The following is a 24,940-nucleotide window of genomic DNA, read 5'->3' as shown; positions in this document are numbered from 1 at the left end:
ACTATGAAATTACTTCCCATTATTCTCGCTGCTGGACAAGGCTCAAGAATGAATTCTTCGCTACCTAAAGTTTTACACCCGATCGGTGGTAAAACGATGTTGCAACATGTCATTGATAGTTCCCGTAAACTTGATTATGAAAAGTTGGTGATAATTTATGGTCATGGTGGAGAGCTTGTAAAACAAGCAACAGATGCCTCAGATATTTCCTGGGTGTTGCAAGCTGAACAGAAAGGTACAGGTCACGCTGTTCTTCAAGCCGAAGATACTATTTCCGATGATAATATTGTGGTGATCGCTTATGGGGATGTTCCTTTAATAAAACCTGAGACGTTAAATAACCTGGTTTCTAAGCTTACTAATTCAGTATTAAGTGTATTAACGACTAAGTTGGATAATCCTGTTGGATACGGTCGAATAATCAGAGATGAAAACGGAGCAATAAAGGCAATAGTTGAGGAAAAAGACGCTAGCGAGAATGAAAAACGTGTTACCGAGGTAAACACTGGCTTTATCGCTGCCAGAGGTAAAGACCTTAAGCGTTGGTTAAATCAAATTAAGCCTAACAACAATCAAGCAGAGTACTATTTAACAGATTGTATTGCATTAGCGGTATCTGAAGGAGGATTGGTCGAAGCAGCAATCTGTGAAGATCCTTTTGAAGTGCAGGGCGTTAACAATAGAATTCAACAAGCACAGTTAGAAAGAGCATATCAAGAAGGTAAAGCCCAAGAGCTAATGCTTGAAGGTGTTACTTTAGCAGACCCATCTCGAATAGATGTTCGGGGTGAGATGAGTGTTGGCCAGGATGTCTTCATAGATGTGAATAATGTGTTCATTGGAAATAATGTCATAGGTGACAAAGTCACTATCCATGCTGGTTGCGTGATAGAAAACGCAACTATTGGAAGTAATACTGAAATCCACGCGAATACAGTTATTGAATCTGCAAATATAGGAAATGGTTGCTCTGTTGGTCCATTTGCCCGTGTACGACCAAATACTGTTCTCTCAGATGAAGCAAAGATAGGCAATTTTGTAGAAATTAAAAAATCCAATATAGGCAAAGGCAGTAAAGTAAGCCACTTAAGTTATATTGGTGATACTGTAATGGGCGACAACGTTAATATTGGTGCCGGAACGATTACTTGTAATTATGATGGTGTGAATAAATTTCAAACAACTATAGGTGATGATGTTTTTATTGGCTCAGACTCGCAGTTAGTAGCGCCTGTAACTGTCGCTAACGGCTCAACAATTGGCGCTGGTTCTACGATAACCAAAAATACTCCAGAAGGTGAATTAACATTGTCACGTTCTAAGCAGCTAACTTTAAAAGGCTGGCAACGGCCGACCAAGAATAAATAGGAAGAATACAATGTGTGGAATTGTCGGAGCAATCGCTCAACGCCCAGTAACTGAAATTCTAATTGAAGGTCTTAAACGTCTCGAATACCGAGGCTATGATTCGGCTGGTGTAGCATTATTAGATGCAGATAAAACAATTAAACGAGTCAGAGCATTAGGGAAAGTTACCGAACTTGAAAAGAAACTTATTGAGTCTCCCCAGATAGGTAATATCGGTATCTCTCATACTCGTTGGGCTACACACGGAGAGCCTGCAGAACGTAATGCGCATCCGCATATGAGTAATGACAGAGTTGCTGTTGTCCATAATGGCATCATAGAAAACTACGAAGAATTGCGTGCTGGTTTGATCGAAAAAGGTTACACCTTTGAATCAGAAACCGATACGGAAGTTATCGTCCATTTAATTGAGTCTAACTTAGCGAATAGCAAGAATGTATTGGACGCCGTTAAGAAAACCACTCGCCAACTTAAAGGTGCCTTTGCACTGGGTGTGATCAGTACAGATAACCCGGATGAATTGATCTGTGCTCGTGAAGGGAGTCCTTTACTCGTTGGTGTAGGTTTTGGAGAGCACTTTATAAGTTCTGATGTGCAGGCTTTACTTCCAGTGACTAGTCGTTTCATCTATCTGGAAAATGGCGATATCGCAACGTTGACCCTAAAAGCTGTCATTATCGAAGACGAAAATGGAAATATCGTTGAGAGAGAAGTTCGCCAGTCAAATGCATGTTCATTAGAGTCTGAGCTAGGGGACTATCGTCATTACATGCTCAAAGAGATTTATGAGCAACCTCAAGCAGTGCAGAAGACATTAGAAGATCGTTTGGATATCAATAGCATTAAACAATGCATCATGGGTGACAATGTTGCAGAGGTACTTAAGCAAGTCGAAGAAGTACAGATTATTGCATGTGGTACAAGCTATCACGCTGGCTTAATAGCTAGATACTGGATGGAAAGTCTTACTGATATTCCATGTCAGGTTGAAGTGGCAAGTGAGTATCGCTATAGACGCCAAGTGCCGCGTAAAAATATGCTGTTTGTAACAATTTCACAATCTGGAGAAACGGCAGATACTCTGGCTGCTCTGGAAAAAGCCAAAAAAGATGGATGCCTTGCCAGTTTAAGTATTTGTAATGTGGCTGAAAGCTCTTTGCAAAGAGAGTCTGATTTCTCTCTGATGACCATAGCTGGCCCAGAGATTGGCGTTGCATCAACCAAAGCATTTACTACTCAATTAGTTACTTTAAAACTTTTGATCGGTTTATTGATGCAAGCGAAAGGCGGGCAGTCGGAAGCAGTTTCCTCATTAGTTGAAGATCTTAAAAAGCTACCTGTACTGATCGAGCAAGCCCTTGAGCATGATAAAGCGATAGAAGTCATGGCTGAGCATTTTATTGAGAAGCATAATGCTCTGTTTCTGGGGCGTGGAGATCAATACCCTGTGGCTATGGAAGGCGCACTTAAGCTCAAAGAGATTTCTTATATTCATGCCGAAGCATATCCCGCAGGAGAGCTTAAACACGGTCCGCTGGCATTGGTAGATAGTGAAATGCCAATCGTCGCTGTAGCGCCGAATACAAGCTTATTAGAGAAGTTAAAGTCAAACCTCGAGGAAGTTAGATCTCGTGGGGGATTTTTATACTTATTCGCAGATAAAACGTCGGGAATAGCGCCTCAGGATAATATTCAAGTTATCGAAATGGATGAGGTGCCAGAAAGTATTGCGCCAATTATTTATACCATTCCTTTGCAATTACTGTCATATCACGTAGCAGTGTTTAAAGGTACGGATGTTGATAAACCGCGTAACTTGGCTAAATCAGTAACGGTTGAATAAACTGCTTTAATATTCAATAGATATTGATTTAAATTCAGGTTACAACTTTCCTAAGCCACCCCCCTACTTATAGCCACTTTTTTAAAAAAAGTGGCTATAAGTAGGGGGGTGGCTTAGCATTTTTTAGAGTGCCCCATTTATTTTTATTGGGCAAATAATCCAACTAGCGTCAGTACTATCGTGTACGGCAACGCCATATAAACCATTCTCATATAACCCAATCGGATTGCCGGTGCGAGTGTCGACGTTAATAAGAATAAAAAGGCAGCCTGACCATTTGGTGTTGCCACGCTAGGTAAATTCGTTCCGGTATTAATCGCCACAGCTAAAGCATCAAAATGCTCACGAGATAAATTACCCGCATCAAATGCAGCTTTTACTTCATTGATGTAAACAGTGGCAACGAAAACATTATCGCTAATGGCAGATAAAATACCATTAGCCAAAAAGAATGCTCTTGGTTGTTCTTCGGTAGGCAGTGTTAGCACCCAATTGACGATAGGCGTAAATAAGTGCTGATCGTGAATCATTCCTACAATCACGAAAAAAATCACAAGCAAAGAAACAAAAGGGAGTGATTCTTCAAAAGCGTGACCAATCTTCTTTTCTTCGGTAATACCTGTCATCGCAGTTAACAATACCATCAACATCAAGCCAATCAGACCGACTTCCATGACATGGAATGCCAAACCAAATATGAGTAATATCGCGCAGATTCCCTGAATGACTAATGCGTAAACTTCTTTCTGGGTTCTTTCGGTATTTTGTTGTTCGATGTAGGTTTTTAATATCTTTCTAATGTTAGGTTCAAGTTTGCCACCATAACCAAAGGTGCCGGTTAACTCAGTGCCAATAACGATAAGTAAACCAGCAATGAATGCAGGGATAGAAACGTGGCTAACTTCAGCGGCAAAGGTTAAGAAATCCCAGCCCATAATTTCGCCTATCAGGAGGTTTTGTGGTTCGCCCACGAGGGTAGCAACGCCACCAATTGCGGTGCCAATAGCGCCATGCATAACTAGTGAGCGAATAAATGCCCGAAAGTTGTCGAACGATTCGCCGCCCATTTCTTTGTTATCGAAGACCTCATTTTCGTTAAAATCTGTATTTGCTGTTGAATGTACTTTTTCATAGACTCCGTACAACGCGACAAAAACACTGATTAAAACGGCAGTGACTGTTAATGCATCAAGAAATGCGGATAGTAATGCAGCTGAAATTGAGAACATCAGAGACAATATAATTTTATTCTCAACTTTTAATAAAATTTTACCGAAAATAAAAATGAGAAGTGGCTGCATAAAGTAAATAAAACTGACCATGAACATGAGCAGCATAATTACCCCAAGATTCTGTTGAATTTCGTGCCAGAGTGTTTCGGTTGTGGTTAAACCTAGCAGTATCGAGGTTATGGCAATTAATCCACCAGATTGTAATGGGTAACATTTCAGTGCCATGGCTAAAGAAAGAATAAACATGGCAATAAAAGCCCAGCCAGCAACCATTTTTCCCAATAGCAACGTTAAAGGAAAACTAATGATTAAAAAAGCGAGCAGAGTCATTTTAAACCAATTCGGACTGGTGCCTAAAAAGCTACTGAACATCGTTTTCAACATATTGTTGATTGCTCCTGAAATACGTGAACTGTTAAAAGCAGGCAATAAATAAAAGTATCTAAATGCATTAATGCTTTATAAGTATTTTAAAACCTGTTTTTAAAAAGGGTGCTCCGGTATTTACTATTTGTGAGGATTTGTTTGCTAAGGAATTTCTGATTTATATACCTATTGGGGTGCATAGTGTAGAGAAATATATCAATGTATGGGTAGAACATCTGGGTATTTATTTTTGATCAATGAAAACAACTGAAAAAAATATGTCGATCAACTATAATCGCGCGAACTTGAATGGCTAGGAGAGTCATGCTGCTGCATTCTTTATCTAATAATTAACCATCTTTTTAGTGTTTTTTATTATGACCGAATGACGCATTTCAAGAAAAATAAGCATAGAGAAAACTATGGCAAATGCTTTCACATCAATCCTGCATAATTTAATTAACAGGCTCACTCCTTTTAAAGCATGGATTGGTGATTTAAAAGATCCAAAGACGTTTAAAGCAGATGCAATTGCAGGCTTAACTGTTGCTCTAGTACTTGTTCCTCAATCGATGGCTTATGCGCAGTTGGCTGGATTGCCGGCTTATGTGGGTTTATATGCCTCGTTCTTACCGGTGATTTTTGCTGCAGTATTTGGTTCATCAATGCAGCTAGCCACAGGGCCGGTGGCAATCGTGTCATTGATGACTGCTGCCGCACTCGAACCTCTTGCCATTTCAAGCCCAGATGGCTATTTAGCCTACGCCGCAGCGCTGGCATTCATGGTAGGTATATTTCAAGCGTCACTGGGTTTTCTACGCTTAGGGATACTCGTTGATTTTCTCTCGCATCCTGTTGTCGTCGGATTTACTAACGCTGCTGCTATTATTATTGCCAGTTCGCAGCTCAGCAAAATTTTTGGTCTGGAGTCTGTCAAGGGAGAGCATCACTATGTGACTGTCTTTAACTTGTTTCAGGATATCCCCCAAACGCATTTTACAACCTTGCTCATGGGTGTATTCTCAATTTTTCTCCTTGTCTATATGAAGAAGGTTGCTCCTAAGTTACCTAATGTACTTATCACCGTGGTGATTTGTACGCTGCTTTCTTTCTTTCTCGGTTATGAATCTCGTGGAGGAGCGGTTATCGGATTGGTGCCTAGTGGTTTGCCGGGCTTTAAAATTCCAGATGTCGAGTTTGGGCAGATGGTTGATCTGGTTGTGTCTGCGGCAGTCATCGGTTTATTGGGTTTTGTTGAAGCAATATCGGTTGCCAAGGCGATTGCATCAGAAACTCGTCAACGACTTTCAGCTAATCAGGAGTTGGTCGGGCAAGGCCTTTCAAATATTGTAGCTTCAATGTTTCAGGCATATCCAGTATCGGGCTCATTCTCAAGGTCAGCGGTGAATTTTGCAGCTAATGCAAAAACAGGGCTTTCTTCGATTGTTACGGGCGTTCTAGTTGCTGTTACCTTATTGTATTTAACGCCGTTGCTGTATCATTTGCCGCAAGCAACCTTAGCCGCCGTCATCATGGTGGCAGTGTTTTATCTGATCAAGATCGAACCTGTGGTACATGCGTGGAAAGTCCATCGGCACGATGGTTTTGTCGCGGTTGCAGTATTCATGACTACCTTGTTTTTCGCACCGCATCTAGAAAAAGGGATCATGGCGGGAGTGCTTTTGTCCCTAGGTTTATTCTTATACCGAACAATGAGCCCAAGATTTGTAGAGGTAGGGCGACATGACGATGGCAGTTTGCGCTCTGCTGAACTATTCGAACTAAAAACCAGCGATACTGTGTCAATCTTTCGTTATGACGGAGATTTATACTTCGCCAACGCAGGGTATTTAGAGGGAAAGGTGCTGAATAGTATTGCCCAAAAGCCTAATTTAAAAGTCATGGTGTTGGATTTTGAATCGGTGGATTTGATTGATTCCACGGGTGAAGAAACGTTGGCAAGAATTGTTGAGCGATTAGAAGTCGCAGGAATCGAATTGTATATTGCCAGAGCAAAACGTACGATGCTTGATGCGTTTACACGTTCTGGCTTGATGGAAAAAATTGGTGAAGACCGTTTCTTTCGAGAAAGGACGTTGGCAGCTAAATTTGCCAAAGAAAAATTTGGCGACGAGATCGATATTGAGCCAATTATTACGGTCCAGCACATTACTCGTTAGTCGTTATTGGTACCTGCTAAATGCTTTTCTAGAAAGACCTCTACGGAGGTCTTTTTTTATGCTACATTTTCAATATGAGTATTAAAGTATTATATTTCGCAAGTTTAAGAGAAGAGATTGGTCGCGGTGGAGATGTCGTCGATATCCCTACTGATCAGTCCTCTCATTCATTAAGTGTTGAGCAGTTGTGGGTAAATTCAACGGGTCAAACGCATTTTCCTGATAATCTGCTGGTTGCTGTCAATCAGGAATATACAAACCCGCAAGCTTTATTGAATGATGGCGATGAGGTGGCGTTCTTTCCGCCAGTAACCGGTGGATAGTCAGCGCAAAATTATCATTGTAGATTCGCCATTCGATCCTTTGGTGATGCAAGCCGAGTATCAGGCTCAAAGCATGCAAGGCCAGACAAAATATGGCGCAACAGCAAACTTTGTCGGTACCATGAGAGATTTCAATGAAGGCGATGATGTTCAAAGCATGACTCTGGAACATTATCCAGCCATGACTGAAAAACAACTCAATATCATCGTCGATGAAGCTAGCAAGAAATGGCCGCTACAAAATACGTTGATTGTTCACAGAGTCGGTGAGATTTTTCCCGCAGAATCAATCGTGTTAGTGGCTGTTTGGTCGGCACATCGGGGAGCCGCTTTTGATGCGTGCAGATTTATCATGGAAGATCTAAAACATAAGGCTCCTTTCTGGAAAAAAGAAGCGCTTACCACGGGAAATGATCGCTGGGTAGAGGAAAACACTAAAGGATATTAGTGTTAGTTTTTTATATACAGCCCTTAAACTTCCAAACAGTTATAGTGAGTTTTTCTCAATGCCTTTTTTCGTGATATCTGTGTGCGATGTCCTGAATTTGGATTTCTTTGATCAAGCATCCGCTTCCCAGGTTCCAGATTTTCCGCCAGTTTTTTTAAGCAATCTGACTCCGTCAATTACCATGCCCTTATCTACTGCTTTGCACATATCGTAAATCGTTAATAGTGCAACCTGTGTTGCGTTTAACGCTTCCATTTCTACGCCGGTTTTTCCGCTTGTGGCAACTTCGGTTTTGCAATATACCGCTGGAGGTTCTTGCTGAGTTTCGAGGCTGATATCGACATGCGTTAAAGATAGAGGATGACACAGCGGGATTAGGTCGGGTGTTTTCTTTGCGCCCATGATGCCTGCAATGCGTGCAATGCCTAGCACGTCACCTTTCTTGTTATTGCCTTCTAAAATGTGTTGAAGTGTTTCTGCCTTCATGAAGATGCGACCCTCTGTTACTGCAACACGTTTAGTTATGTCTTTATTGCCAATATCAACCATGTGGGCTTCACCTTGTTGGTTGAAATGCGTCAGTGTATTTTCTGAATTCTTCTCAGTTTTGCTCATTAAAATATCCTTATCTCTTGTGCTTTCTCGAAACTGCTGCCCGAGTCGTTGCTAGTGCCATTTTGTTATTTAGTTTGCGATTATAGTAGAAACTCGTTCTCAAATTATCGCTAAGATATATAATACGCATTTTTAATACACCCCCCTACTTATAGCGGCTTTTTTTGGTGAGTATTCATTAAACTATCTGTTTTAACATCAAACTGTGTGCTTTGTGGTGACTTTACTCAGCGGGATATATCATTGTGTAAAGCCTGCGAGGTTAGTCTTCCTCGAATTGAATATGCGTGTGGGCAATGTGGTATTCCTTTGGAGAAAGCTGCCACAGCAAATGCTTTGTGTGGGCAGTGTATTCAAACATCTCCAGCGGTTGATTACACGATAAGTCTATTTCACTATGAAAACCCGGTTAGTTATTTGATTGGGCAAATGAAATTTCAGCAGCAACTATCGTCTGCTGCTATTTTAGCGAATTTATTGTGTTCAGAAATATTGGATAAACATTCCGATGCCGGGATGTCTGCTAAGCCAGACGCTCTGTTACCTGTTCCTTTACATAAGTCAAGGCTGGCAAAGAGGGGGTTTAATCAATCTTTGGAAGTCTCTCGAGAGATAGCAAAGGCAATGGCTATTCCTTTGTTTGTCAATAAAGTTGAGAGGGTCAAAAATACAGATGCGCAAACTCATCTGAATAAACAGCAACGCCTGAAAAATGTAAAAGGTTGTTTTAATGTAATCAGCCCGTCTCTTGCCAGGCATATCGTTATTGTTGACGATGTTATAACAACTGGAGCAACAACGAATGAGCTGGCAAGGCTTTTAAAAACGAAAGGCGTTGAAAAAGTAGGTGTCTGGTCTATTGCTAGAGCAGATATTTGAGCATAAGCAACAACAAAATGACAGAGGTCGTAGATGTTAAAAAGCATGACAGCATTTTCTAACTGTGAAGTCACGGTGGATGATACCGTTTTAATATGGGAGATTCGGAGTGTCAATCATCGATTTTTAGATGCAAGTGTCTATCTTCCTGAAGGTTTTCACGCAGAAGAAAATAACTTTAAAGACGCGCTTAAAAAGAAGCTGGGGCGCGGCAAAGTCGATGCTAAATTGATTTGTAAAGTCGATGAAAATCAAGCTAAAGGTGCCGTTCAACTCAATGAGCAGGCGATTAAAGAGTTGCTTGATGCTAAACATAAATTAGAGTTTTTATCTAAAAAAGCGCTAGGGCTTTCAACGATGGATATCCTTAATTGGCCTGGTGTCATGGAAGAAAATCAACATGATCTTAGTGTTCATCTGGAGGCAGCGAAGACACTGTTTGCTAAAGCGTTAGATGGTTTAGTCAAATCCAGGGAAGAAGAGGGCGCGCGTTTGAAAACGCTAATTTTAACTCGAGCCAACTCGGTCTCTGAAATTGTTGTTGATGTAAAAAAAAGGCGAATTGAAGTCAATAATGCGGTTCGTGAGAAAGCATTGAAAAAGCTTTCTGAGATTGATGTCGCGGTAGATGAAAATCGACTCGAGCAAGAGTTAGTTTATTTATTACAACGACTCGATGTGGATGAAGAGCTAGATCGTTTGGATTCACACGTAGAGGAATTGAAAGCTGTTTTGGAAAGAGATGAGCCAATTGGTCGGAGGCTAGACTTTCTCATGCAGGAGCTGAATCGAGAGGCGAATACGCTTGCTTCTAAGGCTAATGATGGCGAAACCACAAAAGGCGCTGTAGAGCTAAAGGTGTTAATTGAACAAATGCGCGAGCAGGTCATGAATATCGAGTAATTATTGGGTCTACTTGGTTAAGCCAAACAGCATCAAGAAAAACCATCCCAGGATGAATGACATCCCTCCGAAAGGTGTTGCTGTTCCATAAAGTGCGTTGTCTGTAATGGCGTAAGCATACAAGCTTCCTGAAAACAGCAAGATACCGAGTAAGAAGAATAATCCTGCAAGCTTGAGCAAAATGGACGATTGGTTCCTATGAAGTGACCCTAATATGCCCACACCAAATAACGCGGCAACATGATAAAACTGGTAATCCTGAGCAGTATGAATTCTTTCTAACGCCTCTGTTGTAAGCCCTTTGTCTATAGCATGTGCAGAAAGGGCGCCTATGACAACGGCAAGAAGACCTAAAAGTGCTGAGATTGAAATAAAGAGCTTGTGAGATTTCATGATTGTCCTGAGTAGAGGCTTGAATTTTTACTGGTTGATACCATCATATAAGCAATATAAACATAGGTAAATGACAATAAAATGCAGTACAAAGATTATTATAAAATTCTTGGGGTTGATCGTGATATAGATCACGCGGAATTAAAGAAAAGTTACCGTAAACTGGCTCGTAAATATCACCCTGATGTGAGTACGGAAGCCAATGCTGAAGAGCGCTTCAAAGAAGTTAATGAGGCTTATGAAGTGCTGGGCGATGAAACCAAGCGTGCCCAATATGATAATTTGGGTGCGGATTGGCAGAATGGTCAGAGTTTTAATCCACCACCTGGTTGGGACGGCGGTTTTGACTTCAATCAGTTTACAGGTGGTGGCGGAGGTCATTCAACGGGTGGCTTTAGCGATTTTTTTGAATCCATGTTCGGCGGCGGTTTCCAGCAAGGTGGGCATCAGCAAGGGGCACATCAACAAAGATATCAGCAAAGAGCGAAACCCGCTAATGAGGTGATGAAACTATACGTTGACCTTGAGGATGTTTACGCGGGCAACAATAAGCGTGTTCGATTACCTAATGGTTCAAGTGTTGAGGTTAAAATTCCTAAAGGTATTGAAGAAGGCAAGAAAATACGCTTGTCAGGTAAGGCGTCGACAGGCGGAGATTTGCATTTGCATATAGCATTCAATAAACACCCTGTCTTTAAGCGAGAAGATAAAGATATTTATTTAGATTTGCCAATAGCGCCTTGGGAAGCGGCTTTAGGAACCAGTGCGAATATCAAAACGTTATCGGGAGAATTGAAGTTAAAAATTCCAGCAGGTTCTACGTCAGGCAAGAAAATGCGCATAAAAGGCCGAGGATTACCGGGTAAAAGTAGTGGGAATCTGAGTGGCGATCAATTCGTTGTTATTCAAATTGTTACACCTCCTGCGGAAACGGATGAAGATAAAAAATTCTATGAAGAAATGGAGAAGAAATTTGACTGGAAGCCTCGATAAGCATATAAACAAGAGTATTTAAGTGTTAAACAATACTAATCTAACGGGTTTATGATGTTTTTGAACAAAGTTGCTTCACTATTTTTTACAACTACTGTAATACTTTTGGGATGCTTAAACACTGCTTCTGCCAAGTTACCTGTAGAAGTAAATGGTCAGGCACTGCCTTCTTTAGCAGATATGTTAGAGAGGATTACCCCAGCAGTTGTAAATATATCTACTGAGAATGGCTCGTCAGGAACACCTGTAAAGGATCCTGTGTACCGTCATTTTTTCGGTAAAAATGTCCCTACTCAACCGGGTAAACCCATAGGAACAGGTTCAGGTATCATTATTGATGCGGACAATGGCTATGTGGTTACAAATGCACATGTTATTGAAAATGCAGATAAAATCATCGTTACACTAAAAGATAAGCGTCAGTTTTATGCTCAGCTCATCGGTAAAGACCTGAAGGCTGATGTCGCTGTTATACAAATTCAACCAGATAGACTAACAGCGATGGTAGTGGCAACCGGCAAACCTTCACGTGTTGGCGATTTTGTCGTTGCTATTGGAAACCCCTATGGATTGGGGCAGTCAGTTACGTCTGGTATCGTAAGTGCGCTAGGTAGAACAGGTTTAGGTATCGAAGATTATGAGGATTTTATTCAAACAGATGCGCCAATCAATCCTGGGAATTCGGGTGGTGCATTAGTTAATCTTCGTGGCGAGTTAATCGGCATAAATACCGCTATTCTTGGTGGTAAATCTGGTGGCAATGTAGGAATAGGTTTTGCCATCCCTGCAGATATGATCATTAATATTACTGACCAATTGGTTGAAAATGGTCGTGTGGAGAGAGGGCAGCTAGGTATTGAAATTCAGGATATAAGACCTGCGCTAGTAAAAGCCTTTAATTTACCTGATGGTCAGGGAGCATTAATTTCTGGCGTTGTTTCGCTTTCCCCAGCTGATAAAGCAGGAATACAGGAAGGGGATATAATTACTCGTATTAATGGCACCACTGTGACTAATAGTTCTAACTTGAAAAGTATTATTGGAAATTTGCGTATGGGTTCCAAGGTTCAAATGGAATATTTCCGTAATGGATTGATTAAGAAATGTGTTGCTGAAGTAGGGCAGGTAAGTGCCGGAAAATATCGTGAGATCGGCAGAAAGCCAGTGGTAGAAAGTAAGCCAGAGATCGAAAATGCTAGCCCTTGGGGCTCTTTTGAAGTTGAAAATTAAATAAAAGATGGTAAATAGTATAACTAAATCTTAGTCAAAACTTGCAGATTATGCATTTGCCAGCTATCCTTGTAATTATAAGCTTCATCAGTTTGATGTTGAACGAAGTTTGAATTTGTAGTTTTATAGATACATACAGTTAATTTGATACATATTCAGTTATCTGTGTTTATCCGCAAGCAAGGGAAAGTAAAAACAATGAACACTTAAGCCCGGTGTTCTTTATTTTCCTTGCGGACACAGGTTTGGTGTCCCCAATCCAGACCTGTTATTTTGACCCCGGCGGTAGCCCCCTACTGCACGGGGTTTTTTTATGGCTTTTTAACTGTCCGGTTTTTATTCTTAATTCTTTTTATATGTGTCTGTTATTGGTAATCAGGTTCGTTCTCAAACCAGATATTTAATTTCTTTTTTAGCTCATCTACTCCTACCCCTTTTAGCGCAGAAAAAATTTGAACTGTATAGATAGGATTAATTTGTTTTAGTTGTTGCTGTGTCTTCAAAAGCGCACTTTTAGCTTGTCCATGTTTTAGCTTATCAGATTTGTTTAAGACAACATGGACGGGTAAATTTCTAGAATTCGCCCAATCCAACATATTCATGTCGTTTTCTAGCATGGGTCTTCTTATATCCATCATAATCACTAGACCCGCTAAAGGTGAGCGCTGGGTTAAGTATATTTCAATGAATTGCTGCCACTGTATTTTGACTTTTTCTGGCACTTTTGCATATCCATACCCTGGCAGGTCTACCAGAAATTTGTCTCCTGGTAATCCGAAAAAATTGATTAACTGAGTACGCCCTGGTGTTTTACTTGTGCGTGCAAGACTTTTTTGTTGGCAAAGTTTGTTTAAAGTGCTCGACTTTCCGGAGTTTGAGCGCCCTGCAAAAGCAACTTCATTACCAAATTCAGGAGGCAGTGTATTTACGCTAGAAGCACTTTGTAAAAATTTAGCTTGTTGATAAAAAGCACTCATAATTGATCTCTGTCTTTGATGTATGATTAAGGATGTGATATAAATCGCGGCAGTTGAGCCAGCTATTCGTTGGCGAGAAGTATACAAGTATTTAGGAGTATGTTTGATGAAAATAGTAGTAATGTTAGGCTTGGTTGCAACTTTAAGTTTCAATCTAACTGCAAGTGCTAATGAAGCTGAAAGGAAAGCTGATGCAGCTAATGGTAAAGCGGTTAGTGGCACGTGTGCAGCTTGTCATGGAGCAGATGGGAATTCTGTTAATCCAGATTGGCCAAAAATAGCAGGCCAGGGTGAAGCTTATTTAGCCAAGCAATTGCATGATTTTCGTTCAGACAAACGTGTTGATCCTAGTATGACAGCTATGGCAAAAGCCATTAAGTCAGACGATGATGTAGCGGATTTAGCTGCTTATTTTTCTTCAGTAAAAGCTAAGCCTGGTGTTGCTAACCCAGGCATGATTGCTAAAGGCGAAGCTATTTATAAAGGTGGCGTAGTTTCATCTGGTGTTGCTGCATGCGCCGCATGTCATGGGCCAACAGGTTCAGGAAATCCTGCTGCAAAGTTTCCAAAGATCTCTGGTCAGCACGCCAAATATACTGTTACACAGTTAATGAATTTTAAAACATCAAAACGTGCTAATGACACTGGAAAAATGATGCGTAATGTAGCGTTGAAAATGACTGATGCAGAAATGAATGCAGTTGCAGAATATATTTCCGGGTTGCGTGATTAAAATGTAATCAGTTTTTCACAGTGTAATACACGTAAAAAGAGGTGACGATTGTTGCCTTTTTTTTCGTCTATAATAAATCAATCATTACCAATAGTTAATCAAAACCTTATTTCTATGGGTTGAACTATGCGATATCATCATAGTCCTAAATAGATATATACCAACAGGACTGATATTAATGAAAACAATTTATAAAACTTCTCTTCTAGCTTCTTTGACGCTGATATTTATTACTGCTTGTGGCTCGGCTTCATCTGATGCAAAAAAAGTAGAGATTAAAAAAGTTTCTGCTCCTGCGGTAGAAGCAACTGCTACAACTCAGCCAGCAGTTAAAAAGGTTGAATCTCAGTTTGAGGAAGGTAAGCATTATGTTGAAATCTTCCCGGAAATGCAGACAGATTCTGAGCCAGGAAAAGTAGAGGTTGTTGAATTAATGTGGCTAGGGTGCCCACATTGTTATTCTTTAGAGCCACAAATTTTAAAGTACAAGGAAAACCATCCAAAATACGTTGAGTTTAAACAAGTTCCTGCGATGCTTAATCCTAGCTGGTCAGCAGATGCAAATACTTTTTTTATCGCAGAGCTGTTAGATCCTAAAGGTGAAAAAGAATTAATACACCGTGCTTTTCAAGCTATTCATGATCAAAAGCGTCGTCTAAGAAACCCAGATGCCGTAACACGTTTCTTCGTTCAACAAGGTTTCACAGAAGAGCAAGTGAATAATGTTAGAAATTCGATGGCATTTCAGGCTAAATTGAAGCGAGCCCAAGAGATCTCTTCAACATCTCAGGCGCAGTCAGTGCCAACAATTATCATTAACGGAAAATATAGAACTAGTCCTTATATGGCTGGTGGTAATGATAAAGTAATGGAAGTACTTAGATTTCTTGCTAAACAAGAAAATAAATAATTATTGAAAGGCCTTTGTTTCACTGCAAGGGCCTTTTTGAGGGTATTGTTGTGAGGTCATTGAATTTAGTTGATAGAGTGTTACACGAAATAGATCAGGCATTGAGAACTGTTCATACTCTTGCGCCCACGACTGATAGACCTAACCCCTCTGCTGAAATACATAATCCTGTTGATTTAACGGATGATGAGCGTAAAAAATCTATAAGCTTGATGCGTATCAATCATGCTGGTGAAGTCTCCGCACAGGGGCTTTATCGCGGTCAGGCGCTTATGTCCAAGTCTGAAGAGATTAAACAGCAGATGAATATATCTGCGATGGAAGAAAATGATCATCTAAATTGGTGTGAAAAACGTTTAGATGAACTAGGGTCTCATAAAAGCTATCTAAGTCCTGTCTGGTATTTAGGGTCTTTAGGTATAGGTGCTGCTGCGGGCCTAGCGGGCGATAAATGGAGCCTGGGTTTTGTTAAGGAGACTGAAGATCAGGTGGTTAGACATCTTGATAGCCATTTAGATAAACTCCCCGACAATGATCTTGCGAGTAGAGCAATTCTAGCGCAAATGAAGATTGACGAAGAACATCACGCTGATGTCGCTGTTGAAGCAGGAGCAGCAGATTTACCTTTCCCAATTAAGAAAATGTTAATGCCACTTTTATCTAAAGTGATGACAAAAACGTCTGCTCGTATATAGCTTTTTCTGTTAGAAACTTTTCTACCTAGTCTATTACAAAGAAACCCTTAGAGGAGTAGAGGGTGTTCTTTTTGACAGGTGTCGTTAAATATTCCAATCAGTAGCTGATTTGTTATTACGTCTTTTGTGGGGCTGAGCTACAGTTGCTGCAATAAATTTATGAGTAACGGGTTAGCAATTTATAATATAAATGTGCTAATGATTATTTCATGAAGTGTAAGTTTCTTTAACGCTTCTTAATTAAACTTCTCTAAAAATCATTCCCCCACTTACTTATTCCACAAAAAGTGCCTCAAAGTAGGGGGGTGATTTTATTGTAAAATAATTATGCTTATAGAGTCCTTCTTATAAGCCCCTTTGTTTAAGCATGGCTAATGCCTGTTTAGCTTTAGGGCTTCCGTGCTTAGCAGCTTTTTGGAACCACTGTTTTGCTGTTGCAATATTCTTTTTGGTACCGTAACCATTTGCATACATGGCGCCTACACTATATTCGGCAGCCGGAAGCCCTTGGGCGGCTGATTTTTTATACCAGTTTAATGCTTGGCCATGATTTTTTGCAACACCAACACCATCTACATAAAGGTCGCCCATAAAGTATTGTGAAATTGGTAGGCCTTTTTTTGCGGCTTTACTAAACCATGAGAAGGCTGCTTTTTCATTTTTGGCAGTGCCCATACCTTGTAAATAAATAAGTCCGAGGTTATGTGATGCGAGCGCTACACCTTTTGCAGATGCTTTTTTATACCAATTTATTGCCTGGCCCATATTTTTCTTTGTTCCAAGCCCCTGAGCGTACATTGATGCAAGATCGTACTGAGCATCACGATTTCCTTTTTTAGCTGCGATAGAGACATATTTAAAGGCTTGTGCAGGGTTCTTTTTTGTTCCTATTCCATTGGCATAGAGTACACCTAATAAATAAGTGGCTCCTGTTGCGCCTGAGCGTTGTGCCATTTTTACGTAATTGAAACCTTTAGTGGGGTTTTTCTTTACGCCTACGCCTTTAACATAACGTTCGCCAAGCATTAATTGAACGTTGGTAACGCCTTTATTTGCCGCTAGTTCATAGTACTTGATTGCTGTCGGTAGATGTTTCTTAACACCTTCTCCATTCTCATACATGATGCCTAAACTAGTATACGCATCAGGAATTCCAGCATTTGAAGCAAGCTTGTAGTATTTGAAGGCTTGCTGAAGATTTTTGCGCGTGCCTTGGCCTGTTGCGTATAGGGAGCCTAATAAATATTGGGATCCGGGGTGGCCTTTGTCAGCTGATTTTTTGAACCATCCGAAAGCGGTTTGAGGGTTCTTTTTTTGTCCTTGGCCTAATAAAAATAGCTGGCCTAACACGTATTGCCCAGCAGGGTCTCCACGTTTGGCATAGCCTGAAGCAATTTGATAAACCCTTGCGTAATTTTTAGCCTTATATGCCCTTTGTAATTCTGTATTCGCATTATTGGCGATACCAGGGTTGCGTCTTTGGTTATTGTTTGCTTGTTTTGGGCGTGCCGGTTGTTGTTGCACGCGTTTTGCTGGAGCCTTGCCGCCAGAGGCAATACCAGGGGCACCATTACCATGTCTATGTCCGACGCCTTGGGCAGGCAATGGGTGATCATGGGATCTTCCAGCATGTGTATGGGGTTGTGCATGCAGCATTGAAATAGGAACTGCTACAGGCGCTGTAAATAGTGACACAAGAAAAACAGACTTAAAGATTTTTCTCATTTTTCATTCTCCGTTTTAGATTCTTTGCTCAGGCTCGACTCTAGGTCTGCAACTACTTTTTCAAGTGCTTCCAGTTTTTCTCTTGTTCTTAAAAGTACTGCTCGTTGAATATCGAACTCTTCTCTAGTGACTAGGTTCATTTTACGTAAACCACTTTCTAGCGTAGATTTCACATTTTCTTCAATATCTGATTGTAGGTTTTGTAAAGAGCCAGGCATAAGTCCTGATAACTTCTTTGCTAATTCATCTATTTGCTTTGGTTTGTCCATATCTGTTTCTCGGATTTAAATATCGCAGTTTAAATCAGTATTGTTAAGGTGTAATAAAGGGTGAAAGATCACCTTTGTTAACTATAGTCACACTTCCGTTGGCTTGTTTTTTACCCGCAAGGTTTAACATTGCGGCGATTCCGGGTTCGCTCGATTTAGCGCTGATATTTGTACTGTAAGTCCAGTCCTTGATCAGTTTTATATCACCACTAAGGTCTATAGGGGCTTCATTAGAGCTTAATTTGATGTCTAAATCGCCAGATAAGGGGGATACGATGGCTTTGTAATTTCCAGGTCCTAATTTGATAGGTGAGCTCAAAGCCCCGTCTTTCCAGTCGATAATACCTTTAATTTGAGGTACCTCTTTCTCACTAAGTGTAGCGTGTGAGATATCCCCAGTGATATTGCCGGATAGTTTTGCATTCTTTTGTAGCTTGTTTATGTAGTCAGAGTTGATGTCGAAAGTAGTATCATCAAACGAAAGCTGTTTATTTGTCCCAATACCTGCAATCCCTTCGGCATTGATGTCCTTTCCTTGAACTTTAAAGTATGACTTCAGCTTAAAAGAAGTGAGGCTTTTTAAAAGCTGAATTTTCCAGTTAACCTCACCTAAAGAATTATTGTTTAGTGTGAATTCTTTTGCTTCACCGTTCCAGATTGTTCCGCTAGTTGGCCCTAGTGACAAACCTTTCACTGTTTTTTCTAAATATGGCTGTGCAATGCTTAAAGGTAGTTGCCAAACTGCAGCTAATAGAAATGCTATTAATCCAAAGAATATGATTTTTTTCATGATTTATCATTTCTTTTAATTGTTAGTCTAAAGTCAGCGAGTCCTGCTTCTTTTTTACTTTTGTCGATTAGCATATTGTCGATGACCAGCGTGTGTTTATTTTCAAGTTCATATAAGAATCGCATAACCCTGTCTGCATTTGCATCTTTTAATATGAGTCTTACGCCATTGCTACCTTGTGACTGCATGCGTTCCAGAGATTTTTTTAATCTCCATGTTTGTAATGAGCGTTCAATCAATTGTTGCGGGTTTTGAGTGCGACTGGATGAGGGTACTTTAATATTTTGCTGCTGTAATTGTTTAATCTCTATGCTTTGTCTTTGCATGGTCGCAAGTTTTATTTCTTGCTGTTCAATCAAGTTATTCAGACGAACATGTTTTGCATACATGGGTCTAACAGCTAGTAACCATAATAGTATCAATGTCACGGCAATTGAGCCGTAAGTAACGAGTAAGCGTTCTCTTTGAGAAAGTGAGTTGTACCAATTTTTCATGAGTTACCCCTGGGTAAATTATTTGGGGTAACATCTTTTGCCGATGAGGTCATTAATGGGGAAATGATTAAGGTTGCCTCAACTTTGTTGGACGTTGTCGTTGAAGACTTAATGTCAACCTTGAGTTTTACCTTCTCTGCAGCATCTCGCTTAAATGTTTCTAAGCGTGTCAAGGATGGAGATTGCATGACGAGTGTTAATTCATTTTCTTTGTAATTTATTTCGCTCAATGACATGTCTTTATATTCTTTTAATAAAGGGCTTAGATCTGAAATTAAGGGCAGCGGAGAATCTACCACTCTCCCAGCATTTTCCTTTAGTTTATCTAGCGCTGCTTTCATTTGCACAGAAGGGTCGACGATTCTTCCTTTTGGGAAAGATGATTTATAGACTTGTTCAATTTTTTGGTTTAATAGCTGACTTTGTTGTTGCAATAAATTATTTTGCCAAAAGAAAACACCTGCCCAGACACTCGCTAATAAACCCGCTAATATAATCGTAGGTCGCCATACACTCCAGTTGATGGTTGATTTGTTGGATTGACGAGAAAAATTTGTAATAAGATTTAAAGGTAATGCGTTATAAATACTTTCATAATCAATAGTATTGGCGCTTATTGGTTCAATATCTTGCTGCTGTAAGCTTTCAGGAAGATTGGACTTGTCTTTATTTGAAAATATCTTTTTGGGCTTGTTGTTTTCAAGTGGTTTTGCTAAAAAAATATCTAGCATACTGTCATCACAAGTAAAGCCTTCCAATTCACCAAGTCGAATAGTTGCACTTTCTTGGTCTGTATTGAAAATAATTGACCATTCATCTTTACGATAATATTGCCCTAACGTTTCAGGAAGCATGAAATGTGCAGTGATCCCGTGTTCCTGGAATGTATCAAGGTGTTTTTCAAGAGTGGACCGTTTAATAATCGCTACTTGAGAGTGATTGCTGGTGTCATCTTGTTTTACAGCGAAGTGTAAGTCTTCTATGTCGTCAGCAAGAGAATCTTCTAACGAAAATGGAATCGCTTGGAGGAGCTGCTTCTTGTTCTTGCTTGGAATATTCACAGATGTGATTACCACATCGTTAGCGGGAATCAATGCGACAACTCTTCTTCCGCGAGTGAGTGAACGAATCTGCTTCCAGTCACTAGCAATGAAATTACCAGAAGCTTGTTTCTTGCCTAAAAGTGAGTATTCAGGTGTTGATCCTGACGCTTTTAATTTTATAACCAGTAACTGCATTTAATTGATGACTTTCGTTATAGATTGAGGATTGCTAAAGTCGCGCATTATGACAGAAACCTTACCGTTTTTCCGTTCTAAAATAGAATTTATAAAAATTCTGGTATTGTTTATTTCTACTCTTCCTTCTAAATAGAAAAAATTAGTTTTAACATCTAATTGATCCGTATCAACAGCGCCATCTGGATTGCTTTCTGTCTTTATATCATTGCTCACAATGCTGGACTCTAGGAAATCATTGATATTCTCAAAGGGGGTTTCTTTAACAAGCTCAATTAATTCATCTGCCTTATCAGGTGTGAGGCCTATGGCAAGTAATACTGGTTTTTCTGCAGTATTTATATTGATTGGTGTGCTGATGGTTTTATTGGCGTTGTCAACGATTGGGAGTGTTGTTGTGTATCTTGCTAGTTTTTTATAAATGCCTTCTTTCATTTCTTTTAATAGTCTTAACTCAGTTAAGCTAATCATGGTGGTATCGGCACTGAAATAGGCAGGCTCTAGTGTTTGGTAATAAGGACTTTCTGCTCCATTACCACTACCATTTGCACCTTGTTCTTTATTGCCATTGTCCTGATCACTGTCGATCCAGTCCTTTAAGATATCTGTGAAGTTTTCTGGTGGACCAAGCTCCTGTTCAGGGTCGACTTCAATGGTCATAAGGTTGACCAGCCTTTGTCGTGCAGTTTCTGCAGGGTAATAATACTTCTCATCATTTTCGTCTTTATCTTCAGTATTTTCTTGTTCTTCATTATTAGTATCGGTATTTTCATTCCCTGCTACTAAAGATGCATTTGTAGTTGTCGAAGAATTAGAAGAAGTTGATGATGTTTTATTTAATGATTTAGGTCTATTTAAAGAATTAAGGTTTATTCTAGCTTGTAAATCATATAATTTACCTTGCATTATGCCGCCAGTAATAGGAAGTACAATGCCTGTCTCGGTATACCAATCGTCCGTTAGAGAATCATAATCGGGATGATCTTCAAAACTTTGATCCAGTATCGTTCCTGCCCAGTCCTCCATGCCGTTTGCATACAGATAAGCTTGCTCAAAGTGACCAATATTACTCGATAATCGTATCTGGATTTGCTGGCGATACATAATCATCCCAGCTAGTGATACAGCAATGCTGGTAATAATCATCGCGGTAATAAGTGCGATACCTTTCTGTTGCTTAGGCATTAATTCGGTCCGACTGCCTGTAGTCGTTTTGATAGACGTTGATTAGCGTTATTTCTGGCATGTAATTTATAATCATAGATAGTTGTATATGACATCACTGCGCGCACATAATTCCGTGTTTCTTCAAACGGAATGCTTTCTATCCAGCGGGGTGCTGAAATATGATTATCAGGTGTCCAGCGCGGGATTCTTCCGGGGCCAGCATTGTAGCTGGCGGTTGCTTTCACATAATTGCCTTTAAAGCGTTTTAGCATCTGACTCAAGTATGCTGCACCTAGGTTGGCATTCTTTTCAGGCACAAACAAATCAGAGGTTCGATGAGAACGAATGCCTAACTTTCTAGCAACGTTTTTTGCAGTTGCTGGTAAAATTTGCATTAAACCCTTGGCATTAGCGCTGGATACAATTTGCGGGTCAAAAGCGCTCTCTCTTCGCATAATGCCATATACCCAGGCAGGTATAATGCCATGTTTTCGGGCTGAATTAGAAACGAGCGACTGGTATTCCATGGGAAACCGTAACCCAGTTTGATTCCAGTCTTTTGTTTGAGAAACCGTAATAATTGCTAAGAATGGTTGATTGATTTCTAAGGCATACGCCGCAGCAGTTAATTTGTCCTGTTTATTTAATTTCTTCAAGGTCCAGAACCATTCTTTCTTTGCTAGCTTAGGTTTGCCGATTGCGTAGAGTTCGGTTGCTCTTTGCATAGATGGCATATTAGCAATTCGAGGTGTTAGCTGAGACCAGTTTCTTGTTGGTTTTATCTGTGCTGAGTAAGGTCTTCTTAATTCATCAGCAGCTAAAAAACCATAGAATGAGGCATTGTTTGCCACAGGTAATAATTGTTGATGAGTATTTTTCTCACCTAAACGCTTTCCTGTTTGTGCTCTCCAGTAGCGCCACCTGTCTTTGGTTTTAGTTTCAGCTGGCATACTATCAATTGCGCTACGTAATTTTCTCCAGTCACCTTGATGTAATGCCATTCGTGCAGTCCAGATAGTTGCCTCTTCACTACGAAGATTGGCGGGGATGGCAGCAAGCTTTTGTAATGCGTAAGGATTGTGATTCAATGCTTCGCGTACACCGATATAGCTCTCAACATCGGCTTTAAGTTTTGTCGAAAAAGTATGCGATCGTTGAAATTTATTCCATTGGCTTCTCGCGGTTTCTGTGTTTTTTCTAGCTAGTCTATTTATGCCATAAGCAATTAATTGAGTGCTTCGGCCATCTTTGTTTTTCAGTCTTTTATTTTTGAGATTCTTAAGCGGGTGCTTGCGTAAGTTAATCCATAGACTAACAAGACTTGGTTCGTTTAAGTATTTACTTAACGCTCTGGCCAGGCCTGTTTTGCCTTTGTCCATTGCCAGCGTAATTCTTTGCCAGGCTCGACTGTCATTGACTAATCCTTTGCGCACTAAAAGTGCAAATAAAGGGTCGCAAACTTTTGGGCGACTATTTGCCGAAAGCCATATTTTTAATGCTTCGTTATTAACAGCCGCAGATGGCCTAATATGCATCGAGGCTTCTGCATTAACGCATCTTGCTTTAATGCCTCCTTGGCCTTTTTTATAGAACTTAAGAATCTGTCCCCATTGTTGTTGCTGTGACAGTTTTATCAATAACTCGGTATTAATATCATCAGATAACCATGAAGGTGGGTTTTGATGGATAAAATTGAGTAGAGACTGGTTGCTACTGGTTTTTATATTTTGTTTTAGACGTTCATAATCAAGGTAAGGGTGAAGCATATAACCTTTTAAATGAGAGCTATCGTAAAGCTGACCTTTGTGTAATTTGTCATAAGCCTCATGAAAATCATTTACCTGTTTCTGGTTAGTATAAGCAAAAGAATTGTGCGATAAGAATAGCAAAAAAACTATTCCTGGTAATGACTTGTAAATAATCTTAAGTGCCGATTTCATAATCAGTATATTTTCCCCTGAACCCCATTGATCACAATCATCTGTTAAAAAAAAACAGGCTAAAAGTGGGGGGGTGACTTTTTTATAGATGTTGTTATATGTTTTAGGTAGCTAATTTTAAGTAACAAGTTTAAATAATTACATAAATATTTAACGGCATACAAAGAGCCCATTCTTTGCAAGCTTCATATATCATTATTCATGATATAACTAATAGATTCTTTTTAAAGGTTTTATTTGCGAATTACAATGTTTTTATCGCAAGTATGTTGCTGCGCCTCTGTCTTAAGATTAGTGCTTTATGTTTAACTATTGGAGTTCTCTTTCAGGGTATGTAACGCATCGAGATAACGAAGATACCTTTCTTTGCTGATCTCGTTGTTTTCAACAGCTGTCCTAACTGCGCAACGAGGCTCGTGATCATGAGTACAGTTATGAAAACGACAATTGTTTTGGTATTGCGCAAATTCAATATAGCCATCAGCGAGTTCTTGGGTGCTAATATCGCCTAATGCATAATCTCTAACACCCGGGGAATCAATTAAATACCCTTTGTTTTCAAGTCGATATAAGTCAGCTGTAGTGGTGGTGTGCTTGCCTTCTCCAGAATCGGAAATTATGCCCACCGCAATGTCTGATGTCGGCAGAATACGATTGGCTATGGAAGATTTACCTACGCCTGAGCGACCACTAAAAATACTGGTTTTGTCATCCATCATTTGCTTCAATTGCTCAATCCCTTCTCCGGTGTGAGCATTCAGTTGAAGTACTGGATAACCAATTTCTTCGTAAGTTTTCATCGCCTGCCAGTCAGCCTCAGTCGCATGTGCTTCGGCTAAATCACTCTTGTTCATAACGATGATAGCTTCGGCATTGAGTTGATTTGCTGCAATCAAGTAACGGTCTACCAAATCCCAAGAGGTTTCGGGTAACCAGGAGTTAACGATTACGAGTTGATCAATATTTGCTGCAATAGTACGAGGGCGACCACGATAGCCGGGCCTTGTCAGTGCATTGGTTCTGGGGAGTAAATCATCAACAGAGGCATTACCATGTTCGTTGTGATGCCAGGTAATGTAGTCACCACAAACGATAGTATCGAATTTACGTTTGGCGGTGCAGCGTACGTGAGGTATATCTGGATTATCTTCAGTATTTTCTACAAGAAGTTCAGCCCCGAAACGGGTGACTACCCGTCCGGTATTTACTTCTGTTTTCAAGATTTGAAC

General features: G+C 40.1%; 24 protein-coding genes. 12 read left to right on the top strand and 12 right to left on the bottom strand.

The genetic code is table 11. The annotated features are described in order from the left end of the window. The first annotated feature begins 3 nt into the window (after nucleotides 1-3). Together glmU and glmS are read left to right on the top strand one after the other, a co-directional pair. Entirely contained in the window at nucleotides 4-1,368 is a 1,365-nt protein-coding gene (gene glmU, locus OO007_RS09210; protein WP_325808579.1) for a bifunctional UDP-N-acetylglucosamine diphosphorylase/glucosamine-1-phosphate N-acetyltransferase GlmU, read from the top strand. Nucleotides 1,369-1,378: 10 nt separating this feature from the next. After that, a complete protein-coding gene (gene glmS, locus OO007_RS09205) occupies nucleotides 1,379-3,211 on the top strand; it encodes a glutamine--fructose-6-phosphate transaminase (isomerizing) (protein WP_325808578.1) in 1,833 nt (610 codons plus the stop codon). Nucleotides 3,212-3,354: 143 nt separating this feature from the next. On the opposite strand, the gene nhaB is transcribed toward glmS, so the two are convergent. After that, entirely contained in the window at nucleotides 3,355-4,827 is a 1,473-nt protein-coding gene (gene nhaB / locus OO007_RS09200; protein WP_325808577.1) for a sodium/proton antiporter NhaB, read from the bottom strand. 404 nt (nucleotides 4,828-5,231) lie between these two features. Here nhaB and OO007_RS09195 point away from each other — a divergent pair, with 404 nt between their 5' ends. The 3 genes from OO007_RS09195 (at nucleotide 5,232) to OO007_RS09185 (ending at nucleotide 7,760) form a co-directional block, all read left to right on the top strand. Further along, entirely contained in the window at nucleotides 5,232-6,989 is a 1,758-nt protein-coding gene (locus OO007_RS09195) for a SulP family inorganic anion transporter (RefSeq protein ID WP_131907333.1), read from the top strand. Between the two features lie 74 nt (nucleotides 6,990-7,063). Beyond that, nucleotides 7,064-7,312, top strand: coding sequence for a molybdopterin converting factor subunit 1 (gene moaD, locus OO007_RS09190; RefSeq protein WP_325808576.1), 249 nt, complete (start codon nucleotides 7,064-7,066; stop codon nucleotides 7,310-7,312). After that, a complete protein-coding gene (locus OO007_RS09185; protein WP_325808575.1) occupies nucleotides 7,305-7,760 on the top strand; it encodes a molybdenum cofactor biosynthesis protein MoaE in 456 nt (151 codons plus the stop codon). The genes moaD and OO007_RS09185 overlap by 8 nt, the downstream gene beginning before the upstream one ends. Nucleotides 7,761-7,871: 111 nt before the next feature. On the opposite strand, the gene moaC is transcribed toward OO007_RS09185, so the two are convergent. Then, the gene (moaC, locus tag OO007_RS09180) at nucleotides 7,872-8,375 is read right to left on the bottom strand and encodes a cyclic pyranopterin monophosphate synthase MoaC (protein ID WP_325808574.1); all 504 of its coding nucleotides are present in this window, start codon (nucleotides 8,373-8,375) and stop codon (nucleotides 7,872-7,874) included. Nucleotides 8,376-8,552: 177 nt separating this feature from the next. Here moaC and OO007_RS09175 point away from each other — a divergent pair, with 177 nt between their 5' ends. Then, nucleotides 8,553-9,254 (top strand): ComF family protein, encoded by a 702-nt coding sequence (locus OO007_RS09175; RefSeq protein ID WP_325808926.1) that lies wholly within the window; start codon nucleotides 8,553-8,555, stop codon nucleotides 9,252-9,254. A 33-nt stretch (nucleotides 9,255-9,287) separates the two neighbouring features. After that, on the top strand, nucleotides 9,288-10,157 hold the full coding sequence (locus OO007_RS09170; RefSeq protein ID WP_131907329.1) for a YicC/YloC family endoribonuclease: 870 nt from the start codon (nucleotides 9,288-9,290) through the stop codon (nucleotides 10,155-10,157). A 9-nt stretch (nucleotides 10,158-10,166) separates the two neighbouring features. On the opposite strand, the gene OO007_RS09165 is transcribed toward OO007_RS09170, so the two are convergent. Further along, on the bottom strand, nucleotides 10,167-10,550 hold the full coding sequence (locus tag OO007_RS09165; RefSeq protein WP_131907328.1) for a DUF423 domain-containing protein: 384 nt from the start codon (nucleotides 10,548-10,550) through the stop codon (nucleotides 10,167-10,169). Nucleotides 10,551-10,631: 81 nt separating this feature from the next. Here OO007_RS09165 and OO007_RS09160 point away from each other — a divergent pair, with 81 nt between their 5' ends. Both OO007_RS09160 and OO007_RS09155 read left to right on the top strand, forming a co-directional pair. Beyond that, a complete protein-coding gene (locus OO007_RS09160; RefSeq protein ID WP_325808573.1) occupies nucleotides 10,632-11,543 on the top strand; it encodes a DnaJ C-terminal domain-containing protein in 912 nt (303 codons plus the stop codon). 54 nt (nucleotides 11,544-11,597) lie between these two features. Beyond that, nucleotides 11,598-12,773, top strand: a complete 1,176-nt coding sequence (locus OO007_RS09155; protein ID WP_325808572.1) for a trypsin-like peptidase domain-containing protein — start codon at nucleotides 11,598-11,600, stop codon at nucleotides 12,771-12,773. A gap of 365 nt (nucleotides 12,774-13,138) precedes the next feature. Here the strand turns inward: OO007_RS09155 and yihA are convergent, their stop codons facing one another. Further along, entirely contained in the window at nucleotides 13,139-13,750 is a 612-nt protein-coding gene (gene yihA / locus OO007_RS09150) for a ribosome biogenesis GTP-binding protein YihA/YsxC (RefSeq protein ID WP_325808571.1), read from the bottom strand. A 106-nt stretch (nucleotides 13,751-13,856) separates the two neighbouring features. On the opposite strand from yihA, the gene OO007_RS09145 reads away from it, so the two are divergent. The 3 genes from OO007_RS09145 (at nucleotide 13,857) to coq7 (ending at nucleotide 16,088) form a co-directional block, all read left to right on the top strand. Then, complete coding sequence (locus OO007_RS09145) at nucleotides 13,857-14,483, top strand: c-type cytochrome (RefSeq protein WP_325808570.1); 627 nt, start codon at nucleotides 13,857-13,859, stop codon at nucleotides 14,481-14,483. A gap of 178 nt (nucleotides 14,484-14,661) precedes the next feature. Further along, nucleotides 14,662-15,393 (top strand): thiol:disulfide interchange protein DsbA/DsbL, encoded by a 732-nt coding sequence (locus OO007_RS09140; protein WP_325808569.1) that lies wholly within the window; start codon nucleotides 14,662-14,664, stop codon nucleotides 15,391-15,393. 50 nt (nucleotides 15,394-15,443) lie between these two features. Next, entirely contained in the window at nucleotides 15,444-16,088 is a 645-nt protein-coding gene (gene coq7 / locus OO007_RS09135; RefSeq protein WP_325808568.1) for a 2-polyprenyl-3-methyl-6-methoxy-1,4-benzoquinone monooxygenase, read from the top strand. Nucleotides 16,089-16,433: 345 nt separating this feature from the next. Here coq7 and OO007_RS09130 read toward each other — a convergent pair whose 3' ends face one another. The 8 genes from OO007_RS09130 to rsgA form a co-directional block, all read right to left on the bottom strand. Further along, nucleotides 16,434-17,813: an SEL1-like repeat protein gene (locus tag OO007_RS09130; protein ID WP_325808567.1), complete on the bottom strand. Its 1,380-nt coding sequence runs from the start codon at nucleotides 17,811-17,813 to the stop codon at nucleotides 16,434-16,436. Then, the gene (ubiK, locus tag OO007_RS09125) at nucleotides 17,810-18,082 is read right to left on the bottom strand and encodes a ubiquinone biosynthesis accessory factor UbiK (RefSeq protein ID WP_325808566.1); all 273 of its coding nucleotides are present in this window, start codon (nucleotides 18,080-18,082) and stop codon (nucleotides 17,810-17,812) included. Before ubiK ends, OO007_RS09130 begins: the two co-directional genes overlap by 4 nt. A gap of 43 nt (nucleotides 18,083-18,125) precedes the next feature. Further along, entirely contained in the window at nucleotides 18,126-18,872 is a 747-nt protein-coding gene (locus tag OO007_RS09120) for a type II secretion system protein N (protein WP_325808565.1), read from the bottom strand. Beyond that, complete coding sequence (gene gspM, locus OO007_RS09115; RefSeq protein WP_131907318.1) at nucleotides 18,869-19,366, bottom strand: type II secretion system protein GspM; 498 nt, start codon at nucleotides 19,364-19,366, stop codon at nucleotides 18,869-18,871. Before gspM ends, OO007_RS09120 begins: the two co-directional genes overlap by 4 nt. Continuing rightward, nucleotides 19,363-20,604 (bottom strand): type II secretion system protein GspL, encoded by a 1,242-nt coding sequence (gene gspL / locus OO007_RS09110; RefSeq protein WP_325808564.1) that lies wholly within the window; start codon nucleotides 20,602-20,604, stop codon nucleotides 19,363-19,365. Before gspL ends, gspM begins: the two co-directional genes overlap by 4 nt. Further along, complete coding sequence (gene gspK, locus OO007_RS09105; RefSeq protein WP_325808563.1) at nucleotides 20,605-21,789, bottom strand: type II secretion system minor pseudopilin GspK; 1,185 nt, start codon at nucleotides 21,787-21,789, stop codon at nucleotides 20,605-20,607. After that, nucleotides 21,789-23,711, bottom strand: a complete 1,923-nt coding sequence (locus OO007_RS09100) for a transglycosylase SLT domain-containing protein (RefSeq protein WP_325808562.1) — start codon at nucleotides 23,709-23,711, stop codon at nucleotides 21,789-21,791. The genes gspK and OO007_RS09100 overlap by 1 nt, the downstream gene beginning before the upstream one ends. A gap of 305 nt (nucleotides 23,712-24,016) precedes the next feature. Further along, a complete protein-coding gene (gene rsgA / locus OO007_RS09095; RefSeq protein ID WP_325808561.1) occupies nucleotides 24,017-24,931 on the bottom strand; it encodes a ribosome small subunit-dependent GTPase A in 915 nt (304 codons plus the stop codon). Nucleotides 24,932-24,940 lie beyond the last annotated feature (9 nt).

Origin of the sequence: Cocleimonas sp. KMM 6892, from assembly GCF_035798195.1 — a bacterium.
GTDB lineage: Bacteria > Pseudomonadota > Gammaproteobacteria > Thiotrichales > Thiotrichaceae > Cocleimonas > Cocleimonas flava.
This window is presented reverse-complemented; position numbering and strand designations above follow the sequence as displayed.

Excerpts from the sequence above, each read along its gene's own strand:
- nhaB (WP_325808577.1), bottom strand. The coding sequence starts at position 4,827 with ATGTTGAAAACGATGTTCAGTAGCTTTTTAGGCACCAGTCCGAATTGG.
- OO007_RS09130 (WP_325808567.1), bottom strand. The coding sequence starts at position 17,813 with ATGAGAAAAATCTTTAAGTCTGTTTTTCTTGTGTCACTATTTACAGCG.
- glmU (WP_325808579.1), top strand. The coding sequence starts at position 4 with ATGAAATTACTTCCCATTATTCTCGCTGCTGGACAAGGCTCAAGAATG.
- OO007_RS09155 (WP_325808572.1), top strand. The coding sequence starts at position 11,598 with ATGTTTTTGAACAAAGTTGCTTCACTATTTTTTACAACTACTGTAATA.
- OO007_RS09160 (WP_325808573.1), top strand. The coding sequence starts at position 10,632 with ATGCAGTACAAAGATTATTATAAAATTCTTGGGGTTGATCGTGATATA.
- OO007_RS09170 (WP_131907329.1), top strand. The coding sequence starts at position 9,288 with ATGTTAAAAAGCATGACAGCATTTTCTAACTGTGAAGTCACGGTGGAT.
- moaC (WP_325808574.1), bottom strand. The coding sequence starts at position 8,375 with ATGAGCAAAACTGAGAAGAATTCAGAAAATACACTGACGCATTTCAAC.
- moaD (WP_325808576.1), top strand. The coding sequence starts at position 7,064 with ATGAGTATTAAAGTATTATATTTCGCAAGTTTAAGAGAAGAGATTGGT.
- OO007_RS09100 (WP_325808562.1), bottom strand. The coding sequence starts at position 23,711 with ATGAAATCGGCACTTAAGATTATTTACAAGTCATTACCAGGAATAGTT.
- OO007_RS09165 (WP_131907328.1), bottom strand. The coding sequence starts at position 10,550 with ATGAAATCTCACAAGCTCTTTATTTCAATCTCAGCACTTTTAGGTCTT.
- yihA (WP_325808571.1), bottom strand. The coding sequence starts at position 13,750 with ATGAGTGCTTTTTATCAACAAGCTAAATTTTTACAAAGTGCTTCTAGC.
- OO007_RS09140 (WP_325808569.1), top strand. The coding sequence starts at position 14,662 with ATGAAAACAATTTATAAAACTTCTCTTCTAGCTTCTTTGACGCTGATA.
- gspK (WP_325808563.1), bottom strand. The coding sequence starts at position 21,789 with ATGCCTAAGCAACAGAAAGGTATCGCACTTATTACCGCGATGATTATT.
- glmS (WP_325808578.1), top strand. The coding sequence starts at position 1,379 with ATGTGTGGAATTGTCGGAGCAATCGCTCAACGCCCAGTAACTGAAATT.
- ubiK (WP_325808566.1), bottom strand. The coding sequence starts at position 18,082 with ATGGACAAACCAAAGCAAATAGATGAATTAGCAAAGAAGTTATCAGGA.
- gspM (WP_131907318.1), bottom strand. The coding sequence starts at position 19,366 with ATGAAAAATTGGTACAACTCACTTTCTCAAAGAGAACGCTTACTCGTT.
- OO007_RS09195 (WP_131907333.1), top strand. The coding sequence starts at position 5,232 with ATGGCAAATGCTTTCACATCAATCCTGCATAATTTAATTAACAGGCTC.
- gspL (WP_325808564.1), bottom strand. The coding sequence starts at position 20,604 with ATGCAGTTACTGGTTATAAAATTAAAAGCGTCAGGATCAACACCTGAA.
- OO007_RS09145 (WP_325808570.1), top strand. The coding sequence starts at position 13,857 with ATGAAAATAGTAGTAATGTTAGGCTTGGTTGCAACTTTAAGTTTCAAT.
- OO007_RS09120 (WP_325808565.1), bottom strand. The coding sequence starts at position 18,872 with ATGAAAAAAATCATATTCTTTGGATTAATAGCATTTCTATTAGCTGCA.